The sequence below is a fragment of the Pseudomonas sp. LBUM1647 genome, from assembly GCF_059716175.1.
This window is the reverse complement of record NZ_CP166809.1, coordinates 1,937,555-1,961,547: the sequence shown is the minus strand read 5'-3', so window position 1 is coordinate 1,961,547 and position 23,993 is coordinate 1,937,555. Positions and strand designations below refer to the sequence as shown.

Here is a 23,993-nt window from a genome sequence, read left to right as displayed (position 1 = left end):
TTACACAAAGAGGTCAATACAAAATCTTCAATCGAGCGGCGCTTGTGTAGGAGCTGTCGAGTGAAACGAGGCTGCGATCTTTTGATCTTGATCTTAAAAAACAAGATCAAAAGATCGCAGCCTCGTTTCACTCGACAGCTCCTACAGGAACCCTGTGGTGCTCCCGTTTATGCGATTGCCAAGCGGCGCTCCAACAGGTCTTCAAGCTCATCGAGCAGTTCATCACCGCGCAGCAGCTCGTAATGCCCACCCGCCAACAAGCGATCAACGCCGTGGCTGCCGACCTGGGCCTCGAACACCCGACGTTCGTCGTCGCGCTCAGCCACCCACCAGCGATGTGCGGTCACCTGAATCGTCGGCAGTTGCCGATGCGCCAGCGCCAGTTGCTTGAGCCGTGAACCGGTGGCGAAGATCTGTGTGAGCTCCCCGGCACCCAACGCGGCTTGCTCATTGGAGCCGTGCATGGCCGCCTCAATCACCGCGACTGCACCCTCGCGCTCATTCAAGCCAGCGGCTTTCAGTGCAATCAGTGCCTGAGCCTCTTCAACCGGCAGCCCCAGCACAAACGTCAGGAAGTCTGCCAAGTCCTCGCGCCAGTCCCCCGCTTCTGCGGTACCGGCCACGTAACTGTCGACCAGCCCGGCAAACGCCACCGTCTCACCCTGGTTTTCCAGTTCACGAGCGACCAGTTGCGTCAACGCGCCGCCCAAGGACCAACCCAGCAAGTAATACGGCCCCTTGGCCTGCTGACTGCGAATCCGTTGCGCGTAGGCCTGCGCCATCGCCAGCAGCGACTCGTCCTGCCAGTGCGGGTCAAGCAGCATGCGGCATTGCAGGCCGTACACCGTGCGCCGCCCTTCCAGTCGGCGAGCCAACGGTTCGTAGTCGAACACCGTGCCGAAACCGGCGTGCAGGCAGAACAGCGCCGGCACGTTGGGGATTCGCGCATTGAGCGCCAGCAATGGGTCCGGCGCAGACGCCGGCTCCGCAGCCTGATAGCCACTGAGTTCGGCGATGCAGGGTTTCTGCATCAAATCCCTCAGCTTCAACTCAAAGCCCAGTTGCGGCTGGCTACGCACCCGCGAGATGACTTTGAGCACCTGCAACGAGTCGCCGCCCAGTTCGAAGAAGTTGTCGTCGATGCCCACTTGCGGCACGCCGAGCACCTCTTGCCAGATCGCCGTCAATGCCGTTTCCAGCGCGTTGCGCGGCGCGCGATAACCGCCGAGCACCCATTCAGGCATAGGCAATGCGCGACGGTCGAGCTTGCCGTTGGCCGACAGCGGGAAGCGCTCCAGCACCATGATTCGCGCCGGCACCATGTAATCCGGCAGTTGCGCTTGCAGCTCAGCCTTCAAACGGCGATCAAGACCGACAGCACCGCCAGCCACCACATAACCGACCAATTGCTTGCCGGTCGGCGTGTCGTGCACCACCACGGCGGCATCCTGCACCCCGGCGCAATCGCGCAGACGGGCTTCGATTTCGCCCAGTTCGATGCGGAAACCACGGATCTTCACTTGCTGGTCGAGTCGCCCCAGATAGTCGATCAACCCGCACTCGCGCTGGCGCACCAAATCGCCGGTGCGATACATGCGGCCACCGGCCTCGAACGGATCGGGGATGAAGCGCTCGGCACTCATGCCCGGACGCTGGTGATAGCCGCGGGCCAGGCATTCGCCGCCCAGGTACAACTCACCACTGACACCGACCGGCAACGGATTGAGGTCGGCGTCGAGCACGTACAAACCACGCCCGGCCACACCACGACCAATCGGCGCATACGCCGCGTCGCAGGTTTCGCTGACCTCGGCGCGCCACAGCAGCGGCGTGACCACGGTTTCGGTCGGGCCGTAACCATTGACCAGACGCTGCGGACGCAGAGCCCGTTTAACCTGCTCGAAACTGGCCTCCGGCACCGCATCACCGCCAAAGCAATACACCTCGACCGCCGGTGGATTGCCGAGACGTTCAGCCACTTCGGCCATCTGTTGCAGGTACGCTGGCGGGAAACAGGCCACGGTGACGCCGTGACGCTGCAGCACGTCCAGGGTTTGCTCTGGCGTCCACACACTGTCATCGCGGATCACCAGACTGCCGCCGGCCAGCAACACACTCAGCCAACGCTCCTGAGCGCCGTCGAAAGCGAACGACATGAAGTGCAGCTCGCGGCTGCGTGGTGCCAATTCGTAGAGCTCGATGATGCCGCGGCAATGCCGGGCAATCGGTCCACGCGCCACCGCCACGCCCTTCGGCTGACCGGTGGAACCGGAGGTGTAAATCAGATACGCCAAGTGCCCCGGCAACGGATGGGAAACCGGGCACGCAACGTTGTCGGCAACACTCAATTGATCAAGCAACAGCCGTGGCGGGCTGTCGGCCAGGGTCAGTCGATCACCCAGATCACTGTCGCAAAGCAACAGGCTGGCAGCCGAATCGCTCAACATGTAGGCCAGTCGCTCAACCGGGTACGCGAGGTCCAGCGGCAGATAAGCCGCCCCGGCCTTGAGCACCGCGAGGAACGCAACGATGGTGCGCTCGGAACGCGGCAACGCCACGGCCACCAGACTTTCTGGGCCAATACCGCGACCGATCAATTGCTGCGCCAATCCATTGGCCTGCGCCTCAAGCTCCGCATAACAGACTTCCCGATCCTCGCAGATCAGGGCGATTTTCTGCGGCTGCGTGCGCACATGCTGATTAAAGGCGTGCAGCAAATCGACGTTGTCGTCTGATACCTGCGGCAAACTCAAACGCGCTTCAGGCAAGCCAATGTTGCCGAGCAGACAAGCAGCATCCTCAGGCAACGCACGTAGCAAGCCTTCCAGCTGCGCACGAATCCGCTGCACTTCCAGTTCACTGAAGCGATCCCGCAGGAACAGGTATTCGACCTCCAGGCCTTCTTCGTTGGCGCTGACCATCAAGTCCATCGGGAAGTTGGTCACCCCGCCACTGCCGACTTCGGCAAAGCGCAGTTCACCTTCCTCGCCCCCTTTCAAGGCACGGTCCACCGGATGGTTTTCGAACACGATGATGCTGTCGAACAGGCCCTGGCCACCCTGCCCGGCCCAGCGTTGAATGTCCGACAACGGCGTGTGCTCGTAGTCGCGCACCATCAGGTTGTAATCCTGCAAGTCGCGCAGCCACTCGCCTAGCGGTTGCTGCGGATCGAGGGTCTGGATCACCGGTAAGGTATTGATGAACAGGCCGAGCATGTCCTGCGCACCGGCCAACCCGGTCGGTCGCCCCGCCACCGTGGCGCCGAACGCGACACTGCGTTGGCCGCTGTGGCGTTGCAACAGCAACAACCACGCGCCTTGCACCAGTGTGTTGAGGGTCACGCGCTGACGCTTGGCGAAGCTGTGCAGTTTGCGCGTCGCCTCAGCGTCGAGGTTGCTGTACATCACGCCGTGGCCGGAACCCGCAGCCCCCGAGGCCTTGGCCAGAATGGTCGGTTCCTCGAGCAACGCCAGGCGCTCGCGCCAGAACCCTTCCGCCTGTGCACCGTCCTGACGTTGCAACCAGGCAATGTAGTCGGCGTAACGGCCAGTCAGGGTCGGCAGAGTGTCGTTGTGGTACAGGCGCAACATGTCGCCCAGCAGACGCGAGGCGCTCCAGCCGTCGAGCAGCAGGTGATGGTAGATCCAGATCATCTGGTAACGGTCATCACCCAGGCGAACCAGGATGAAACGCATCAACGGCGGGCAGCTCAGGTCGAAGCCCTTGGCCTGTTCCGCAGCCGCCAGTTCGCTCAGCGCCTGCTCGGTGTCGGTGCGGTCACGCCAATCGAGTTCTTCGATCGGCAGCTCGACATCGGCGAACACCGCTTGCAGCGGATCCGCCAAGCCATCGCGCCAGCGGAACGCCGCACGCAGCACTTCATGACGCTCGACCAGGGTTTGCCAAGCGGCGCGGAATCGCGGCACCTGCAAGCCGTCCACCGCCACGCTCAACTGGTTGACGTACGGGTTCAGCTCCGGTGAATCGAGGCAATGGAAGAGCATGCCTTGCTGCATCGGCGACAGCGGATACAAGTCTTGCAGCCCTTCACGGGCGGCGATGTCGATGTGCGGCACCAGCGCAAAGGCCGGGACTTTCGGCGCTTCGATCAACGCCGCTTCACGGCTGCTGGCGACGGCGGCCAGAGCCCGAATCGTCTGTTGCTCGAACAGTTGCTTCGGACTGAACACCAGCCCGCGCTGCCCGGCACGACTCACCGCTTGCAGGGAAATGATCGAGTCACCGCCCAGTTCGAAGAAGTTCTCGGTGACGCCCACCGAATCCAGCCCCAACAGTTCCTGCCAGATTTCTACCAGCAATGCTTCGGCCGGCGACGCGGCGGCTACTTGATCGTGGTGCTGACGCGACGCTTCAGGCGCCGGCAAGCCCTGACGGTCGAGCTTGCCGTTCGGCGTCAGCGGCAACGCGGCCAGGCACATCAAGTGCGCCGGGAGCATGTGCGCCGGCAGACGACTGCGCAGGTGCACCGTCAGCGCTTCACGCAAATCGTGTTCGTCGGCGAGCGGATCGCGCGGCACCACATAACCGACCAACTGCCGGCTCACCGGGCCTTCGCGATCGATCACGAACGCTTCACGCACACCTTCGTGCTCAAGCAGGCAGGCTTCGATTTCGCCGAGTTCGATACGGAACCCGCGAATCTTCACTTGCTGGTCGATGCGGCCGAGGTATTCAACAACGCCGTCGGCACGGAACCGCGCGAGGTCGCCACTGCGATACAAGCGCGCGCCCGGCACAAATGGATCCGGCACGAAGCGTTCAGCGGTCAGGTCCGGACGTTGATGGTAACCACGGGCAACGCCCTCGCCGCCCAGGTACAACTCGCCCGCGACACCGACCGGCAACGGCTGCAAACCGCCATCCAGAATGTAGGCGCTCCGGTTGCCGACCGGTCGGCCAATCGGCATGAACGCCGAGTCGAATTCGGTATCCGGATACGCCAGCCAGATCAGCGGCGTGATCACCGTTTCGGTCGGGCCATAGCCGTTGATCAGGCGCTTCGGTTGCAGCACTTGCTGCACCTCGTCGAACGCATGCTTGGCCATCCCTTCCCCGCACGGGGTGTAGGAACGGATCGGCAGATCACGCCCCGCTTCGCCCATGAAATCGGCGATCTGCGCCAAATAGGTCGGGGTGAAGCAGGCGATGGTGATGCCGTGCTTTTCGATCTCGGCGCAGGTGCGCTCCACGCTCCACAACTCGTCGTCACGCGGCATCACCGCAGAACCGAACACTAACGGTGTCAGCCAGCGTTCATGAGCACCGTCGAAGCTGATCGAGGCGAATTGCAGTTCGCGATCATCCGGCGTCATGCCGTACAGCTCGCCGATCGACAGGCAATGCATGGCCAACGGACCATGGGCCACGCTGACGCCTTTTGGCCGTCCGGTGGAGCCCGAGGTGTAAATCAGGTATGCGAGGTTTTCGCCGCAGGTCAGGTTGACCGGGTTGGTGTCCGCCATGGACGCCAGCGGTTCGCGGTCGATTTCCAGCACCGACAAGCCTTGCGGCAAGGGCAGTTTTTCTCGCAGCCACGATTGGCTGATCAGCAGCGAAATGCCGCTGTCTTCCATCAGATAACGCAGGCGCTCGGCCGGGTACGCCGGGTCCAGCGGCACGTAAGCGCCGCCGGCCTTGAGGATCGCCAGCAGGCCAATGATCATCTCCGGCGAGCGCTGCATCGCCAGGCCCACCCGCACTTCCGGGCCGATCCCCAATTCACGCAGGCGATGGGCCAATTGGTTGGCGCGGCGGTTAAGTTGGTCGAAGCTCAATTCCAGGTCGTTGAAGATCAGTGCCGTGGCGTCCGGACGGACAACGGCCTGGGCCTCGATCAACTGATGCACGCAGAGCGGGTTTTCCGCCGCGGTAAACGCTGGGTTCCACTCGACCAACTGCTGTGCGCGCTCTGGCGCGGTCAGCAGATCCAGTTCACTCAATGCAGCCTGTGGCGCGGCGACCATCGCCGCCAGCAGCGCGGCCAAATGCTCACTCATACGGGTAATGGCTTCGCTGCTGAAGTGGGCGCACTGGTAGCTCCAGTTCAGGCTGAGCTGGCTTTCGGCAGTGGCCGCCAGCGTCAGCGGGAAGTTGGTGCGTTCATGGTTCTGCGGGATCGAGAAGCTCAAACCGGCGGGCGCACCCTGTTGCAAGGCTTCGGCCACCGGGAAGTTTTCGAACACCAGCAGGCTGTCGAACAGCGGTTCGCCGGCACGCCCGGCCCAACGCTGAATGTCGCCCAATGCGGTGAATTCATGCTCACGCAATTCCAGGTTCTGCGCCTGCAAGCGGGTCAGCCACTGGCCGACGCTTTCAACGGCGTCCGGGCTGCTGATCACCGGCAAGGTGTTGATGAACAGGCCGAGTTGGCTTTCAGCCCCCGGCAAGTCCACCGGACGCCCCGCCACGGTCGCGCCGAACGCGACGCTGCGTTGACCGCTGTAGCGTTGCAGCAAGAGTGCCCAGGCACCTTGGACCAAGGTGTTGAGGGTGACCTTTTGCTGACGGGCAAACTCGCTGAAGCGTTTGCTGGTGGCGACATCGAAGGTCTGGCGATGGTCGGCGAACTCTGCCGTCGACAGGTTTTTACTGTCGCCATGGGCCAGGCTCTGCGCCAGCAAGGTGGGGTTGTCCAAGGTCGCCAGTTGCTCGTGCCAGAACAGTTCGTCAGCCTGCGCATCCTGACGTTGTAGCCAGCCAATGTAATCGGCAAAACGCCCAATCGGCGCCTGCACTTCTTGCCCGGCGTAACGCTGCAGGACTTCGCTCAACAGCAGCGAGTTACTCCAGCCATCGAGCAACAAGTGATGGTGGGTGTAGATCAGTTGCTGACGCTCATCGTCGAGTCGCACCAGGGTCAAACGCATCAACGGCGCGCGAGTCGAATCGAGCTGCAAGCGTTCGCTGTCGATCAGTTGAACCAGCGCTTCGGCCTGATCGGTGCGGGTGCGCCAATCGAGGCAAGTCATCGGCAATTGCAGATGACGATGGACCAATTGCACCGGTGCTTCGAAGCCGTCGGGGAAGTGGAAGCTGCTGCGCAGGATCGGATGGGTGTCGAGCACCGCTTGCCAGGCGCGACCCAGCCGTTCGGCATCGAGCCCACGGGCTTCGACACTGAGCTGGTTCACGTACGTACCGGAGTCGGATTCGTACAGGCTATGGAACAGCAAACCGGCCTGCATCGGCGACAGCGGGTACAGGTCCTCGATCTGCGCCGGCGGCACCGGCAGGCCATCGAGTTGCGCCTGGGTCAGGCGCGCCAGCGGGAAGTCCGCCGGGGTCACGCCGCCCGCGCCCTCACTCAGGCAATGGGCGATCAGCGCCAGCAACTCGCTGCGGAAGTCCGCGGCCAGCGTTTCGATCTCACGCTGATCGAAGCATTCGCGGCTGAAAGTCCAATCGAGTTTCAGTTCTCCGCCATACACCTGGCCGTCCACCGACAGCCAGTTCGGCAACGGTGCGTCCGCCGATTGCGCGGCACTGCTGGATTCGCGAGCCGGGGTGAACAGTGCGTCCTCGGCGAAGCTCTGGTCGAACTGGCCGAGGTAGTTGAACGTCACACGCGCTTGCGGCAACGCGGCCAACGCCGCTTGGGTCGCGGCATCGCCCATGTAGCGCAACAGGCCGTAGCCCATGCCTCTGCCGGGGATCTCGCGCAGTTGCTGCTTGATCGCCTTGATCGACCCCGAGAGGTCGGCGGCCGGCGTCAGGCGCACCGGGAACAGGCTGGAGAACCAGCCGACGGTGCGGGTCAGGTCGATGTCGTCGAACAGCTCTTCGCGGCCATGGCCTTCGAGTTGAATCAGCGCCGACGCGTGGCCGGTCCAGCGGCTGAGGGTGCGGGCCAATGCGGTCAGCAGCAGGTCGTTGACTTGCGTGCGGTAGATCGCTGGCGCCTGTTGCAGCAACTGGCGGGTCTGCTCGCGGTCCAGGCCGATGCTGACGCCTTGGCGCAGATGCCCGGCCTGACTGGCTTGAGCGTTGGCGGCTGGCAGCGAATCATTGGCGACGCTCAGTTGCGCCTGCCACCAGTCCAATTCGCCGGCAGCGGTTTCGGAGCGCGCATAAGCATCGAGTTTGTAGGCCCAGGCCTGGAAGGCGCTGGTCTTCGGCGGCAGCTCTTGCCCTTGGTAAGCGGCCTGCAAATCTTCCAGCAACACCCGCCAGGACACACCGTCCACCGCCAAATGGTGGATGACCAACAGCAAACGCTGCGAACCATCGGCCTGAGCAATCAAAGCCACACGCAGCAGCGGGCCGTCTTGCAGGCTGAGGCTGCGCTGGGCTTCGTCGCACACCGATTCCAGCGACGCGTCGCTGGCCACGCGGGCGGTCCAGAGCATGTCGATCACGTCGGCGCTGTCGGCCCCGACATAGCGCGCCGACCATTGACCATCGACCTGACTGAAGCGCAAACGCAGCGCGTCGTGCTGCTTAAGCAGACGTTGCAGCGCGGCTTGCAGGCGCGGCAATTCGAGGGATTCGCGTGGAGTCAGCAGCACGGCCTGGTTCCAGTGCGCGCGTTGCGGGATCGGTTCGTCGAAGAACCAGCGCTGAATCGGCGTGAGTTTTTGCACACCGTCCACCGGCCCTTGTTGCGCCAGCGGTGCCGCCTGTTCTTTGACCACAGCGGCCAGCGCTTGCAGAGTCTGCTGCTGGAACAGGTCGCGCGGTTGCAGGCTCAGGCCGGCACGACGGGCACGGCTGACCACCTGGATCGAAATGATCGAGTCGCCACCCAGTTCAAAGAAATTGTCCTGACGCCCGACCTGCTCCACGCCCAACACGTCCTGCCAGATCTGCGCCAGCACCTGTTCATGTTCGCTGCGTGGCGCTTCGAAGGCGCGTTGGCTGACCTGTGCGGTCGGCGCAGGCAGGCGTTTGCGGTCGAGTTTGCCGTTCGGACTCAGCGGCATTTGTTCGATCAGCACGGTCTGCGCCGGCACCATGTAGTCCGGCAGGCTCGCCAGCAAATGGCTTTTCAGGGTTTCGCGCCATGCGCCTTGCTGCTCGGCATCGGCGCTGACCAAGGCTCGATCTTGCGGCACCAGGTACGCGACCAATTGCTTGCCGCTCGGGCCGTCGAGGGCCAGCACCACGGCTTCCTGCACGTCGGCATGTTCTTGCAGGCGCGCTTCGATTTCGCCCAGTTCGATGCGCAAACCGCGAATCTTCACTTGGTGGTCGATACGCCCGCAGTAGTCGATGGCGCCATCAGCGCGATAGCGCGCCAGGTCACCGGTGCGATACAGACGCTCGCCGCTGCCAAACGGGTCGACCACGAAACGCTCCGCAGTCAGCGCGCCACGGCGGTGATAACCGCGAGCCAGGCCGACACCGCCCAGGTACAACTCGCCCACCGCGCCCAGCGGCAACGGTTGCAGTTCGCTGTCGAGGATGCAGGTGCGCAGGTTGGCGATGGGGCGGCCGATCGGCACGCTGTCGCGCCCTTCTTCGACGCAGGTCCAGTGGGTCACGTCGATGGCCGCTTCGGTCGGGCCATACAGGTTGTACAAATTCGCTTGCGGCAGACTGCGCAGGGTCTGGCGTTGCAGCTCCATCGGCAGCGCTTCACCGCTGCAAATGATCCGTTGCAACGACGTGCAGGCCAGCGCTTCGTCGGCACCGATAAACGCCGAGAGCATCGACGGCACGAAGTGCAGCGTGGTGATCGCCTGCTCGACGATCAACGCAGCAAGGCGTTGCGGATCGCGATGTTCGCCCGGTGCGGCAATCACCAGCGTTGCGCCCTTCATCAGCGGCCAGAAAAACTCCCACACCGACACGTCGAAACTGAACGGCGTTTTTTGCAGCACGCGGTCGCTCGGCAGCAGGTTGTAGGCTTCCTGCATCCACTCCAGACGGTTATGCAACGCCACATGGCGGTTGCCCGCGCCCTTGGGTTTGCCGGTGGAACCGGAGGTGTAAATCACATAAGCGAGGTTTTCTGCGATGGCGAGGTTCGGTAAATCAGTGCCTGGCAGATCGCTCAACCAATCGGCCTCGGCGTGCACGCACAAGGTGCGCACGTTATCCGGCGTCGGCAGTTTCGCCAGCAGATGTGCCTGGGTCAGCAACAGCGAAATGCCGCTGTCTTCGATCATGTAGCTCAGGCGATCGAGCGGATATTCCGGGTCCAACGGCACATACGCACCGCCAGCCTTGAGAATCGCCAGCAGGCCGACGACCATTTCGAAGGAGCGGTCGCAGGCAATCCCCACCAACACTTCCGGGCCGACACCCTGGGCGCGCAAGTGATGGGCCAAGCGGTTGGCGCGTAGGTTCAGCTCGGCATAACTCAGGCTCTGACCCTGGAACACCAGCGCCGTAGCCTCGCCGTTTTCAGCGGCACGCGCTTCGAAATGCCGCTGCACGCAGACTTCGCCGGGATAGTCCTGAGCGGTGTCGTTGAGGTCATCCAGAATGCGCAGGCGCTCGTCGGCGTCCAGCAGCGGCAATTCGGCGAGCGGGCATTGCGGGTTCGCCAGTACTCCGGCCAACAGATTGCGCCAGTGACGAGCCAGGTGCTCGATGCGCTCAGCATCGAACAAATCGGTGGCGTACGTCAGGCTGGCGAACAGCTTGTCGCCCTCTTCCTGCGTGTCCAGTTGCAGATCGAATTGCGTGGTGTGCGCCGTGGCGTTCAGCGCTTCGACGCGCAGACCGGCGAGCAAACCGCTGACCGCCGCCGGTTTGGCTTGCTGGTGGTTGAACATCACCTGGAACAATGGGCTGTGGCTGAGGCTGCGTTCACCTTGCAGCGCCTGCACCAGACGCTCGAACGGCAAGTCCTGATAATCCTGGGCATCCAGCGAAGCGGCGCGGGTCTGGTCGAGCAATTGGCTGAATGGCAGACGTCCATCCAGTTCAGCACGCATTACTTGGGTGTTGACGAAGAAGCCGATCAGGCCACGGGTTTCCGCGCGATTACGGTTGGCAATCGGCACGCCAACGCGCAGGTCGGACTGACCGCTGTAGCGATAGAGCAAGGCCTGGAAGCTCGCCAGCAACAGCATGAACGGCGTGACGCCGCGCTGTTTGGCCAGGCTCATCAGACCGCTGGCCAAGGTCGCATCAAGGGCGAAATCCAGACGCGCACCGCGCTGACTCGGCTGCGCCGGACGTGGACGGTCGGTGGGCAATTCGAGCAGCGGTTGTTCGCTGCCGAGGGTCTCGCGCCACCAGTTGAGTTGACGCTCCAGCTCCCCCGCCTCCATCCAGCGGCGCTGCCACAGGGCGTAATCGGAATACTGAATCGGCAACGCTTCCAACGCCGCATTCTGCCCTTGGCAATGCGCGGCGTAGAGCCGGGAAAACTCCTCCACCAACACGCCCATCGACCAGCCATCGGTGACGATGTGGTGCAGGGTCAGCAACAGAACGTGGTCTTCGGCATCGAGCTGCAACAGGCTGACCCGCAACAGCGGACCGTGCTGCAGATCGAATGGTCGGGCGATTTCCTGCTCGACGCTTTTCATCGCCAGATCGAGGCGCTGCTCCTGAGGTTGTGCGCGCAGGTCGATCTGCTCGATCGGCAGCGACGTGAACTCGGCCAGTGTCTGCACCACCTGACCGTCATCCTCGACGAAACGGCTGCGCAAACTCTGATGCCGCTCCAGCAGCACGTCGAAACTCTGCTGCAACGCCGCGACATTCAGCGGCCCGTGCAAACGCAGGGCGGCTGGAATGTTGTAGGCAGAACTCTGCGGATCAAGCTGCCAGAGGAACCATTGGCGCTGCTGCGCATACGACAGTTCAAACGTCGCTTGCGGCTCGGCGGCGGGCGGAATCGGCAGTTGGCCAAAACTCACGCCCTGCTCTTGCATGCGTTGCAGAAACTCGCGGCGCTTGTCCGCAGGCAGGCCGGCGAAGCGGGTGGCGATACGCTGGGCAGTGGTGTGTTCCATCAGTTGATCTCCATCTCGTCGAGAAGCGACTCAAGCACATCAAGACGTGCATCGTTGTCAGCCGGGGCGTGTTGCCCGGCCATGGCGGCATAAGCCTGAAGGTCGGTGGATTCGAACAGCGCGCGCAGCGGCAGCTCGATGCCCAGTTCCAGTTCCACGCGGGCACTGGCCTGGGCGGCGAGCAGCGAGTGCCCGCCCAATTCAAAGAAGTTGTCACGTCGGCCGATTTGCGCCACGCCCAGCACGTCGGCCCAGATGGCTGCCAGTTGCTGTTCGAGATCGCCTTCGGGGGCTTCGAACGGTCGCTGCCATTCCTGGGCATCGGGCACCGGCAAGGCCTTGCGGTCGAGCTTGCCGTTGCCGGTCAGCGGCAAGGCATCCAGCAGCAACCAGTGGCTCGGCACCATGTAATCCGGCAGATCGACCTTGAGTGCAGCGCGCAGGTTGTCGCGCCAGGCGATTGGGTCATGCGGGGTTTGCTCGGCCACGACGTAGGCACAGAGCTGCGGGCCGCCGTCGCCGGTATGCACGCTCAGCACCGCTTGGCGCACGCCCGGTTGCGTCAGCAGCGCGGCTTCGATTTCGCCCAGTTCGATGCGGAAGCCACGGATCTTCACTTGCTGGTCGATCCGGCCGAGGTAATCGATGCTGCCGTCAGCACGCTGGCGGGCCAGGTCGCCGCTGCGATAGAGGCGCTGCGAGGCCTCGAACGGGCTCGGCACGAAGCGCTCGGCAGTCAGGCTGAAACGGCCGTGATAACCCCGCGCCAGGCCGGCGCCGGCGATGTACAACTCGCCCGCCACGCCCACCGGCACCGGTTGCAACTGGCTGTCGAGCAGGTACCAGCGCAGGTCGCGGATCGGCAGGCCAATCGGGCTCTGGGCCTTGCCGTCGAGGTCGGCCAGGCGGATGGCGCGGTAGGTCACGTGCACCGTGGTTTCGGTGATGCCGTACATGTTGACCAGGGTTGGCTGTTGGTCGCCGAAGCGCTCGAACCATGGACGCAGGCTCGCGACTTCCAACGCTTCGCCGCCGAAAATCACCTGACGCAGCGCCAGGTTTCGCTCGCTGGCGCAGGCAATCGGCAACAACTGGCGGAACGCGGTCGGGGTCTGGTTCAACACCGTCACGCCTTCATCACAGAGCAAGCGATGGAACTCTTGCGGCTCGCGACTGATGTAATACGGCACGATAACCAGACGCCCGCCGGTGCACAGCGAGCCAAACAGCTCCCACACCGAGAAATCGAAGGCGTAGGAATGGAACAGCGTCCAGACATCGTCCGGGCCGAAGTTGAACTCGGCAGCGGTGGCGGTCAGCAAACGCCCGACGTTGCCATGGCTGAGCAATGCGCCTTTAGGCCGGCCAGTGGAACCGGAGGTGTAGATGACGTAAGCGAGGTTGTCCGGGGTTGCCAGCGCTGGCAGGTTGTCGGCGCTGAAGGCCTCCAGTTGCAACGACTCCAGGCTCAGCACCTGCACGCCGTCGCGGGCCGGCAAGCCGTCGATCAGGTGTTGTTGAGTCAACAGCAACGTGATGCCGCTGTCTTCGATCATGTAGCTCAGGCGCTCGGCCGGGTATTGCGGATCGAGCGACACGTAGGCGCCGCCCGCCTTGAGAATCGCCAGCAAGCCAACCACCAGCGGCATCGCCCGTTCGGTGGCGATGCCGACGCGCACCTCTGGGCCGACGCCCTGCTCACGCAGTTTGCGCGCCAGTCGGTTGGCCTGAGCGTTGAGCGCGGCGTAAGTCAGGTGCTCGCCTTCGTAGACCAGCGCGATTGCGTTCGGCCGTTGTGCGGCTTGAACTTCGAACAAGTGGTGCAAGGCTGGCGACGGTGGTTGCGCCTGGAACGTCGGGTTCCAGTGCTGGATCAACGCATCGCGTTGTGTTGCTTTGAGCAATGGCAGTTCGGAAACCCGTTGCTGCGGGTCTTCGACCACGGCTCGCAGCAGGTTCAGCCACTGCTCGGCGAGGCGGTTCATCGACGCCTCGTCGTACAAATCAGTGGCGTAGGTCAGGCTGGCGTCCAGCGTTTCGCCCAGCTCCTGAGTATCGAGCACCAGATCGAATTGCGTGGTGTGTTGCTGCCATTGCAGGCGCTCGACCTGCAAGTTGGCAACCGTGCGCTCGACGCTCTCACCCAACTGCTGCTGATGGTTGTAGAGCACCTGGAACAATGGGCTGTGATTGAGGCTGCGGTCAGGTTGCAAGGCATCGACCAACTGCTCGAATGGCAAGTCCTGATTGGCCTGAGCGCCCAAGGCAACCTGTTTGACTTGTTGCAGCAAGGTGCTGAAGGACTGCTGACCATCGATCTCGGCACGCAGCACTTGGGTATTGATGAAGAAGCCGATCAGGCCTTCGGTTTCGAGGCGCGAACGCCCCGCGCTCGGCACGCCGACGCTGATGCTCGACTGCCCGCTCTGGCGATGCAGCAAGGTCTGGAAACTCGCCAGCAACAGCATGAACAAGGTCACCTGCTGCTCCTGGGCACGATGACGCAAACCGGCGAGCAATTCGCGATCAACGTTCAACACTAGACTGGCGCCACGCTCGGTGCGACGGGCGGGACGGGTCAGTTCACTCGGCAATTCCAGCGGTGTCTGGCTGCCAGCCAGTTGCTCGCTCCACCACGTCAGTTGGCGTGCGCCCTCCCCGGCCTCCAGCCAGTCACGCTGCCAACGGGCGTAGTCGCTGTAGTTCACCGGTAGACTCGACAGGTTCGCAGCCTTGCCTTCGACGGCCGCCTGATACAGCGCACTGAACTCATCGACCATGACCTGCATCGACCAGCCATCGGCAGCGATGTGGTGCACGGTGAGCACCAGCACGTGTTCGTCGGTGTTTGCTTGCAGCAGCAACACGCGCCACAGCGGACCGTTGCGCAGGTCGAACGGCCGGGCGATTTCTTCGGCGACGGCATTGTCGATCGACGACTGATCGAGCGTGCGTTCATCCAGTTGCAGCGCCAGATTGTCGTGCAGCACCGGACGCGCCTGCTGGCCGTCCTGCTCAAGGGTTGTGCGCAGGGTTTGGTGACGGGCCTGCAGTTGAGTGAAGGCTTCGCGCAGGGCTTCGCGGTTCAGCGATCCCTTGAGGCGTAGCGCGGCGGGAATGTTGTAGGCCAAGCTTTGTGGGTCCAGCTGCCAGAGAATCCATTGGCGCTGTTGGGCGTAAGACAGAATGTGTGGCTGATCGACCGGCGCACGTTGCAGGGTCGGCTGGCCGCTGGCGTTCGCCAGTGCGGCACGCTCGGCAAATTCCGCCAGATTCGTCGCGGAGAACAGGCTGCTTACAGACAGTTCGAGTTGCAACTGCTGACGCACCCGAGAGATCACCTGAAGCACCAGCAACGAGTGGCCGCCCAGCTCGAAGAAGTTGTCGTCGCGGCCCACGCGTTCGACCTGCAACACGTCCTGCCAGATCAGCGCGAGTTGCGTTTCAAGCCCTTCGGTCGGGGCCACGAAGTCACGTTGTGCATCGCCCGCTTCAGCGCGCGGCAAGGCTCTGCGATCGAGTTTGCCGTTGTTGTTGAGCGGCAGTTTGGCCAGCAGGATCAGGTGATTCGGCACCATGTATTCCGGCAGCGACTGACGCAAGACGGCTTTCAGGCCTTCCAGATATTCCGTCTCTGAAACCACCGCGCCACTGGCCACGACATACGCCACCAGTTGCGTACCGTCCTGAGCGATGACCGCCGCTTCGCGCACGTCCTCACGGCCTTGCAGGCAGGCTTCGATCTCGCCCATTTCAATGCGGAAACCGCGAATCTTCACTTGATGGTCAATGCGACCGACGTATTCCAGATTCCCTTCAGCGTTGTAGCGCGCCAGGTCGCCGCTGCGGTACAGCCGCGCACCCGACTCACGGGCGAAAGGGTCCGGCAGGAAACGTTCAGCGGTCAGCGCCGGGCGGTCGAAGTAGCTTTGCGCCAGGCTTGCTGGGGCACCGATGCACAATTCGCCAACGCCACCGTTTGGCAGCAGTTGACCGGCAGCGTCCAGCACATACAGCGCCCGACCCGCGATGGCTCGACCGATCGGGATGCCAAACGCGTCGCTGGCATCTTCGAGATGGCACTCATGAACACTGGACACCACGGTCGCCTCGGTCGGGCCGTAGGTGTTGAGCAAACGCACATGACTCAAACCGGCCTGATGCCACAAGCGCAAACCTTCGACCGACATCGCTTCGCCGCCGACATGAACCTGGCGCAACTCACCGAGATTGCGTACCACACCGCTCGCGCATTCGCGGGCCAGCAAGTACCAGTAAGCGGCCGGCAAATCCGCCACGGTCACGCCTTGCTGGACGATTTCGGCGGCCAGTCGGCCGGCGTCCCACAAGTCATCGCCACGCATGATCAACGCCGCGCCGACGCACAACGCCGGGAAGCATTGCTCGACGAAGCCATCGAAACTGAAGGTCGCGAACTGCAACACGCGGTCCGACGCCGACAGCAGCGAATAGTCGGCGGCGGTCTGGCAGAACTCGCGCAGCGCGGCATGGGCGATGGCGACGCCTTTGGGTTGGCCGGTGGAACCGGAGGTGTAGATGATGTAGGCCAGGTCGTCGGCGAGCGCGTGGTTTGGCGGATTGCTGTCGGAGTAGCCGGCGTTGTCTTCGAGGCTCAGACGACGCACGCCTGGCACGTCTTCCAGCAGACCGGACTCGCACAGCAGCACGTCGAGACGGCTGTCGTCGATCATGTAGGCCAGGCGCTCAGCCGGGTATTTAGGGTCCAGCGGCACATAGGCCGCACCGGTTTTGAGCACGGCCAGCAGGCTGACGATCAGTTGCGGGCCGCGATACAGCGCCAGGCCGACACGCTTGCCCGGACCGGCGCCATTGTCGATCAGGCGATGAGCCAGTCGGTTAGCTTGGGCATTCAACTGGGCGTAGTTCAGGGATTGACCGTCGACCTGCAACGCCAATGCCTGTGGCGTAGCGGCAGCCTGGGCGGCGATTTGTTCGTGCGCCAAAAGTGTTGTGGATAACTCAACTACAGCCGGTTGGCTGACAACGAGCACAGCATTTTTTCCGGCCTCATCAAGCAACTCCAGCGCGCCCAATGCCGCGTCCGGCAGCGCAACCAATTGCGTCAGCAGATACTGCAAATTGGCCGACAACTCAGCGACCTGCGCCGCACTGAATCGCGCCGCGTCATAGCTGAAATCCAGGCTCAAGCCTTCGCCCAATTCGATGCCCAGGGTCAGCGGATAGTGCGTGCGTTCGTGGTTGTGCAGGTTGCCGAACGATAACCCGGCCGGCGCGCCCTGTTTCAACGCCTCGGCCACCGGGAAGTTTTCGAACACCAGCAGGCTATCGAACAGCGCCGAACCCTGCTGCCCCGCCCAACCCTGAATGTCGTAAAGCGGCACATGCTCGAACTCGCGCATGGCCAGGTTCAGCCCTTGCAACTCGCCCAGCCATTGGCTGACGGTTTGATCCGGCTTGATCGCGCAGATCAGCGGCAGTGTGTTGATGAACAAGCCGAGTTGCTCTTCGATCCCCGGCAGCGGCGCCGAACGCCCGGCCACGGTGGCGCCGAACACCACGCAATCCTGACCGGTGTAGCGTTGCAGCAACAGGCTCCAGGCCGCTTGCAGCAAGGTGTTGAGGGTGACCTTCTGCTGACGGGCGAACTCGGCCAGACGCTGGGTCGCGCGGCTGTCGAGGGCGACGCGGTATTCCTCGCTGCCCTCGGCGCCCACCGGCGGCCGCAAGGCTTCGGCCAGCAATGTCGGCGCTTCGAGCGGTGCCAATGCCGCTTTCCAGAACTGCTCGCCGGCGGCGGCCGATTGCTGCTGCAACCAGCCCAGATAATCGCGGTATTGCCCGGTCGGCGCCGGCAGCGACTGCCCGGCGGCGTAGTGCTGGATCACTTCGGCCAGCAACTGTGCGTTGCTCCAGCCGTCCATCAAAATGTGGTGGCTGGTGTAGATCAGGTGCCAGTCATTGGCACCCGTGCGGACGAGCTTCAAGCGAAATAGCGGCGCGCTGCCCAGTTCAAAACCTTCGGCGCGTTCGGCGTCGGCCAGCGCATCGGTGTCGGTCGCTTCAAGCACTTCAAGCGGCAACGCGACGTGGCGGACAATCGCCTGGTGCGCGGTGTCGAGGCCTTGCCAGTGGAAGCTGCTGCGCAGGATGTCGTGACGCTCCAGCGCGGTTTGCCAGGCCTGAGCGAATCGCTGCGGATCGAGGCCTTGAATGTCCAGGCGCAACTGACTGATGTAGGCGCCGACTTCGGGTTCGTACAGGGTGTGGAACAGCATGCCCTGCTGCATCGGCGACAGTGGATAAAGGTCTTCGAGGGTCGAAACAGCAACCGGCAGTGCATCGAGTTGCACCTGACTGATGCGCGCCAACGGGAAGTCCGATGGTGTGGCTTGCGGCGCTTCAACGGCACAGCAGTGATCGATCAACGCGTTGAGTTCCAGCGCGTAATCGTCCGCCAGACGCTGGATGGTCGCTGTGTCAAACATCTCGCGGCTGAAGCCCCAGCTCAGCGACAACTTGCCGCCGTAGACCTGGCCTTCGACAGTCAACCAGTTGCCCAATGGGGCCGATGGATTCTGGGCCACACCATTGCCTTCTGTGGACGGTACAAACATCGCCGCGTCGTCGAACTGACGGTCGAACTGCCCCAGATAGTTGAAGGTGATGCGCGGTTGCGGCAACGCCGCCAGTTCGGCGCGAATCGCCGGGGTGCCGAGGTAGCGCAGCGCGCCGTAGCCGAGGCCTTTGTCCGGCACAGCGCGCAGTTGTTCTTTAATGGTTTTGATCGAAGCGCCGAGATCGCTGGACGGCATCAGATTGACCGGGAACAGGCTGGTGAACCAGCCGACCGTGCGGGTCAGATCGATGTCGTCGAACAGGTCTTCACGGCCATGGCCTTCGAGCTGGATCAGCGTGCTGCCCTGCCCGCTCCAGCGGCAAACCGCCCGCGCCAGGGCGGTCAGCAGCAGGTCGTTAACCTGGGTGCGATAGGCCGCCGGGGCCTGTTGCAGCAGTTTGCGGGTTTGCTCGGCGTCGAGTTTGAGTTCGAGTTTGTGTTCGAAGCGGTTTTCCAGCGCGCCGGTTGGGCGATCGCATGGCAGATCGGATGCTGCGTCGCGCAGTTGGGTTTGCCAGTGACCGAGGCTGTTTTCAAAGGCTGGAAGATGGGCTTGCAGACGGGCGACCCAGCGTTGATAGGTGCTGGTTTTCACCAACGACGCGTTTCCGCCGTTGTAAAACTGTTGAAGATCTTCCAGCAGCACGCGCCAGGAAACTCCGTCCACCGCCAGGTGATGAATGACCAGCAGCAAACGTTGAGTGCCGTCGGCCATCGAGACCAGCAGCGCGCGCATCAGCGGGCCATTTTGCAAATCGAGACTGCGTTGGGCTTCGTCGCACAGGGCGTTGAGTTCTTCGACCGATTGGGCCTGACGCTGCCACAACACCGACTCAGTGGTCGGCGCAGCGTAGGCTTGCTGCCAACCTTCGGCGGTCTGTTCATAACGCAGGCGCAGACCGTCGTGATGGGTCAGCAATTGCTCAAACGCGCGATCCAGCATCTCGACGTTCAACGCCTCGCGCGGCACCAGCAGCAGCGACTGGTTCCAGTGCTGACGCTCGGGGATGGCTTGCTCGAAGAACCACTGTTGCACCGGCGCCAACGCCACCGCGCCAACCGCTGGACCTTGATCGATCAGCGGCTGTTCGCCGCTGCGGGCGGCCTGGGCCAGGCTGCGGACGGTCTGGTGCTGGAACAGGACTTTGGGGCTCAACACGATGCCGGCCTGACGCGCACGGCTGACCACTTGCATGGAAACGATGGAGTCGCCGCCCAGTTCGAAGAAGTTGTCTTCCAGACCAACGTTGTCGATGGCCAACACGTCCTGCCAAATCGCCGCGAGGGATTTTTCCATCGCAGTGCGCGGGGCGATGTGTTCGCGTTGTTGCGCAGAGCCGTCAATCGCCGGCAGGGCCTTGCGGTCGAGTTTGCCGTTGGGGGTCAGCGGCAGTTGTTCGAGGAACAGCAGAAACGCCGGGACCATGTAGTCCGGCAAATGTTGGCGCAGAGCGGCCTTGAGAGTTTCACGCAGGGTCGCTTGAGCATCGACATCGCTCAGCAACGCCAGATCGGCCGGCACGATGTACGCGACCAGTTGTTGACCGTTGACGCCGTCCTGCGCCAACACCGCCAGTTCGCGCACGCCGTCCTGCTGCAACAGCCGCGCTTCGATTTCACCGAGTTCGATGCGGAAACCACGGACCTTGACCTGATGGTCGATGCGACCGACGTATTGCAACGTGCCGTCAGCCTGATAACGGGTCAGGTCGCCGGTGCGGTACAGGCGCTCGCCGTTGCTGGAGAACGGGTTCGGCACATACTTTTCGGCGGTCATGCCCGGTCGCGCCAGGTAACCGCGGGTAATGCCGGCGCCTGACAGGAACAGCTCGGCGGACACGCCTTGCGGGACCGGTTGCAGGTCAGCATCGAGCAAATAGCTGGCGGTGTGCTTGAGTGGCCGACCGATGTTCGCGCGGCCCTTGGCCTCGCGACGGGTCCAGGTCGAATAGGTGGTGTCTTCCGACGGACCGTACAAATCGTAGACATGCTCGACCGTCGACTGCTGATACAGCGCGTCCACCAGGCTCTGTTTCAACGGTTCGCCGGCGAGGTTGATGATGCGCACGCTCGGCGGGATCTGCCCGTCGCGCTGCAACGCATTGATCGCCGACGGCACGGTGTTGATCAGGCGCACCTGATCCCGGGCCGGCAGACTCGGCAATTCCAGGGCATTGCGGGCGATGATCACCGAGCCGCCATTGGCCAGGGTGACAAACAGTTCCCACACCGACAGATCGAAACACACCGACGTCGAGGCCAAAACCCCTTGAATGTCTTCGCGGCTGTAGACCGATTTCGACCAGTCGATCAGCGCCAGCACATTGCGATGGGCGATGGCAACGCCTTTGGGCTTGCCGGTGGAGCCGGAGGTGTAGATCACGTAGGCGAGGTTGTCTGGTGTGACGCGAGTCATCGGCGCACTACTTGGATAAGCGGCCCACTCCGTATCGTCCATCAGCAACACTTGCGTATCCGCCGGCACGTTCAATGTTGCGGCGACAGCTTGCTCGGTCAGCAACACCAAAGCGCGGCTGTCTTCAAGCATGTAGGCAACGCGTTCGGCCGGATAATCCGGGTCCAACGGCACATAAGCACCGCCCGCCTTGAGCACCGCCAGCAGCGCCACCAACAGGTTGTCGGAACGTTGCATCGCCACACCGACCCGGATTTCCGGCCCCACGCCCAGCTCGATCAGCTTGTGGGCCAAGCGATTGGCCTGATTGTCGAGCTCGGAGTAAGTCAGCTGCTTCGTGGCAAAGGTCACCGCCAATGCGGTCGGGTTCGCGGCGACTTGCTGGCTGATCAGCTCATGAATGCACAGGTTCTGCGGGAAGCTTTCGTCAGCGCGATTCCAGTCATGCACGATGCGCTGGTATTCCGCGCGCTCAAGCAGCGGCAAATCACTGATGCGCTGCTGCGAATCACTGACCATGCCCTGCAACAAATGCGTCCAGTGCTGCGCCATGCGAGCGATGGTCGCCGCGTCGAACAGGTCGTTGGCATACGTCAGCGCGGCGTGCAGCTTGCCGCCCTTTTCGTAGGTATCCAGGGTCAGATCGAACTGGGTGGTGCGCCCTTCCCACTCGATCACGCCCAGCGCCAGACCGGACGCGGTGCTGACCGTGGAAATGTCCGCGACCTGCGGCTGGTGGTTGTACATCACCTGAAACAGCGGCGTGTGGCTGAGGCTGCGCTCCAGTTTCAGCGCCTCGACCAGGCGCTCGAACGGTAGGTCCTGATGGGCCTGGGCACCGAGGGCGGTTTCCTTGATGGCGCGCAGCAGGTCGTCGACGCGGGTCTGGCCGTCGAGCTGGGTGCGCAGCACCTGGGTGTTGACGAAGAAGCCGATCAGGCCTTCGATCTCGGCGCGGTTGCGGTTGGCGATTGGCACGCCGACGCGAATGTCGGTCTGCCCGGTGTAACGGTGCAGCAGCGCATTGAAGGCACCGAGCAGCAGCATGAACAGGGTGATGTTGTGTTTCTGCGCCGTGGCCCGCAGTTGCTCGGCCAACTGACCGTCGACGGCGAACTCGTAACGGGTGCCGCGATAGCTCGGCATGGCCGGGCGCGGATGATCGGTGGGCAGTTCCAGCACCGGGTGCCCGTCGCCCAGTTGCGCCTGCCAGTAGTCGAGTTGACGCGCCTGTTCGCCCGCCTCCAGCCAGCGGCGTTGCCACAACGCATAGTCGCTGTACTGGATCGGCAATGGCGCGAGTTGTGGCTGTGCGCCCGCTTCGAAGGCGTCGTAGCAGCGGATGAATTCGTCGATCAGCACGTTCATCGACCAGCCGTCGGAAACGATGTGGTGCAGGGTCAGCAGCAGGACGTGTTCCTGCTCGGCGAGTTTGAGCAAGGTGACGCGCAACAATGGGCCGGTTGCCAAATCAAACGGCAGCACGGATTGCTGCTCGGCCGCTTGGGCGACTGCCCGTTCGCGCTCCGCAGCCGGTAACGCGCTGAAATCCACATGATCGATGACCAACGGCGCGCTGGCCGGCACTTGCAGCAAGGTGTCATCAGCCTGGCTTTGGAACACCGTGCGCAGGGTTTCGTGACGTTCAACGAGGCTGGCAAACGCTTGCTCCAGCGCGGGCAGGTTCAACTGCCCGGTCAGACGCACCGCGCCCGGCAGGTTGTAGGCGCCACTTTGCGGGTCCAGCTGCCAGAGAAACCACATGCGCTGCTGGGCGTACGACAACGCCTGGCGATCCTCGGCTTCGACGCCGGCAGGAATCGGAAACCGGGCGAAATCAATGCCTTCCTTTTGCAAGGCCGCAAGGAACATCTGGCGCTTTTCCAGGGGCAACCCGATAAACCGGCGAGCAAGTTTCAAGGAGTCTTCAGCATTCATTTCTTAGCATCCGGATCAGTGGCGGGAAGCACAAAGGCACGTCGTCCCTATAAAACGAATGCAGACCGGAAAAATTAGCGAATGAGAACAAGTATCAGAAAGGAGGGGTATGGCGAGGATAGTGAAGCTGCTGCAAATCAAAATGTGGGGTTGGGTGATGTTTGAGATTGGGCTAACCGACAGCCGCCATGGCATGCCGCCGATGGTGAACTTCCAGCTGATCCTTGATCACCCGCAACACCTTGGCCTCGTGCTCATGGATGAAGAAGTGACCGCCAGCGAGCATGTCCACCGAGAAACTGCCACGGGTTTCCTTGCTCCAGCCGATCAGCTGCTCAGTGGTGGCGCGGTCAGCCTTGCCGCCGAGCACATGGATCGGGCACTTGAGCAACGACCGCTGTTGCGGTTCGAAACGTCCGCACAATAGAAAGTCCGCGCGCAGCACTGGCAGCGTCAGGCTCATCAGCTCGTCGTTGGCCAGTACCTCTTCACTGGTGCCGTTGAGGGTGCGCAATTGCTCGATCAATTCGGCATCGGTTTTGGGCTCGGCGAAACCCCGGTCATAGTCGGCACGCAGGGTCGGCGCGGCGGTGCCCGAAGCGAACAGCGCCACCGGTTCCGGACAGCCCAGCGAGCGAAACGCATGGGCCATCTCACAGGCGAGCAACGCGCCAAGGCTATGACCGAACAGCGCGTACGGTGCCTTGAGCGTGGCTGTTTGTTCCTGCGCGAGTTGCAGCGCCAGGCGTCGCATATCGGTGTGCAAGGGTTCGCCAAACCGGGCGCCACGCCCCGGAAGTTCCACGGGTTGCAGCTTGAGCCACTCCGGCAGTTTGCGCCGCCAGCGGCTGTAGACCATGGCACTCGCGCCCGAATAGGGCAGGCAGAGCAATGTCAGCTGGGTCACCGGGCTTACCTCGAAAAGTTGTCTGTTAAGAGAACGGATGAGCGCCGAGGGGAATTAGTCGTACCGATAACCCTGTGGGAGCGGGCCCTGTGGCGAGGGGATTTATCCCCGTTCGGCTGCGAAGCAGTCGTAAATGCGGTTTAACTTTGAAATGCCGGGGCCGCTCCGCAGCCCAACGGGGAT

General features: G+C 62.8%; 3 protein-coding genes. All 3 read right to left on the bottom strand.

The annotated features are described in order from the left end of the window. Positions 1-167 precede the first annotated feature (167 nt). The 3 genes from ACA059_RS08815 to ACA059_RS08805 all read right to left on the bottom strand — a co-directional run bounded on the left by ACA059_RS08815 (position 168) and on the right by ACA059_RS08805 (position 23,810). Positions 168-11,930, bottom strand: coding sequence for a non-ribosomal peptide synthase/polyketide synthase (locus tag ACA059_RS08815; protein WP_497633448.1), 11,763 nt, complete (start codon positions 11,928-11,930; stop codon positions 168-170). After that, positions 11,930-22,903, bottom strand: a complete 10,974-nt coding sequence (locus tag ACA059_RS08810; protein WP_497633447.1) for an amino acid adenylation domain-containing protein — start codon at positions 22,901-22,903, stop codon at positions 11,930-11,932. The genes ACA059_RS08815 and ACA059_RS08810 overlap by 1 nt, the downstream gene beginning before the upstream one ends. A gap of 172 nt (positions 22,904-23,075) precedes the next feature. After that, positions 23,076-23,810, bottom strand: a complete 735-nt coding sequence (locus ACA059_RS08805) for a thioesterase II family protein (protein WP_497633446.1) — start codon at positions 23,808-23,810, stop codon at positions 23,076-23,078. Between the last annotated feature and the right edge of the window lie 183 nt (positions 23,811-23,993).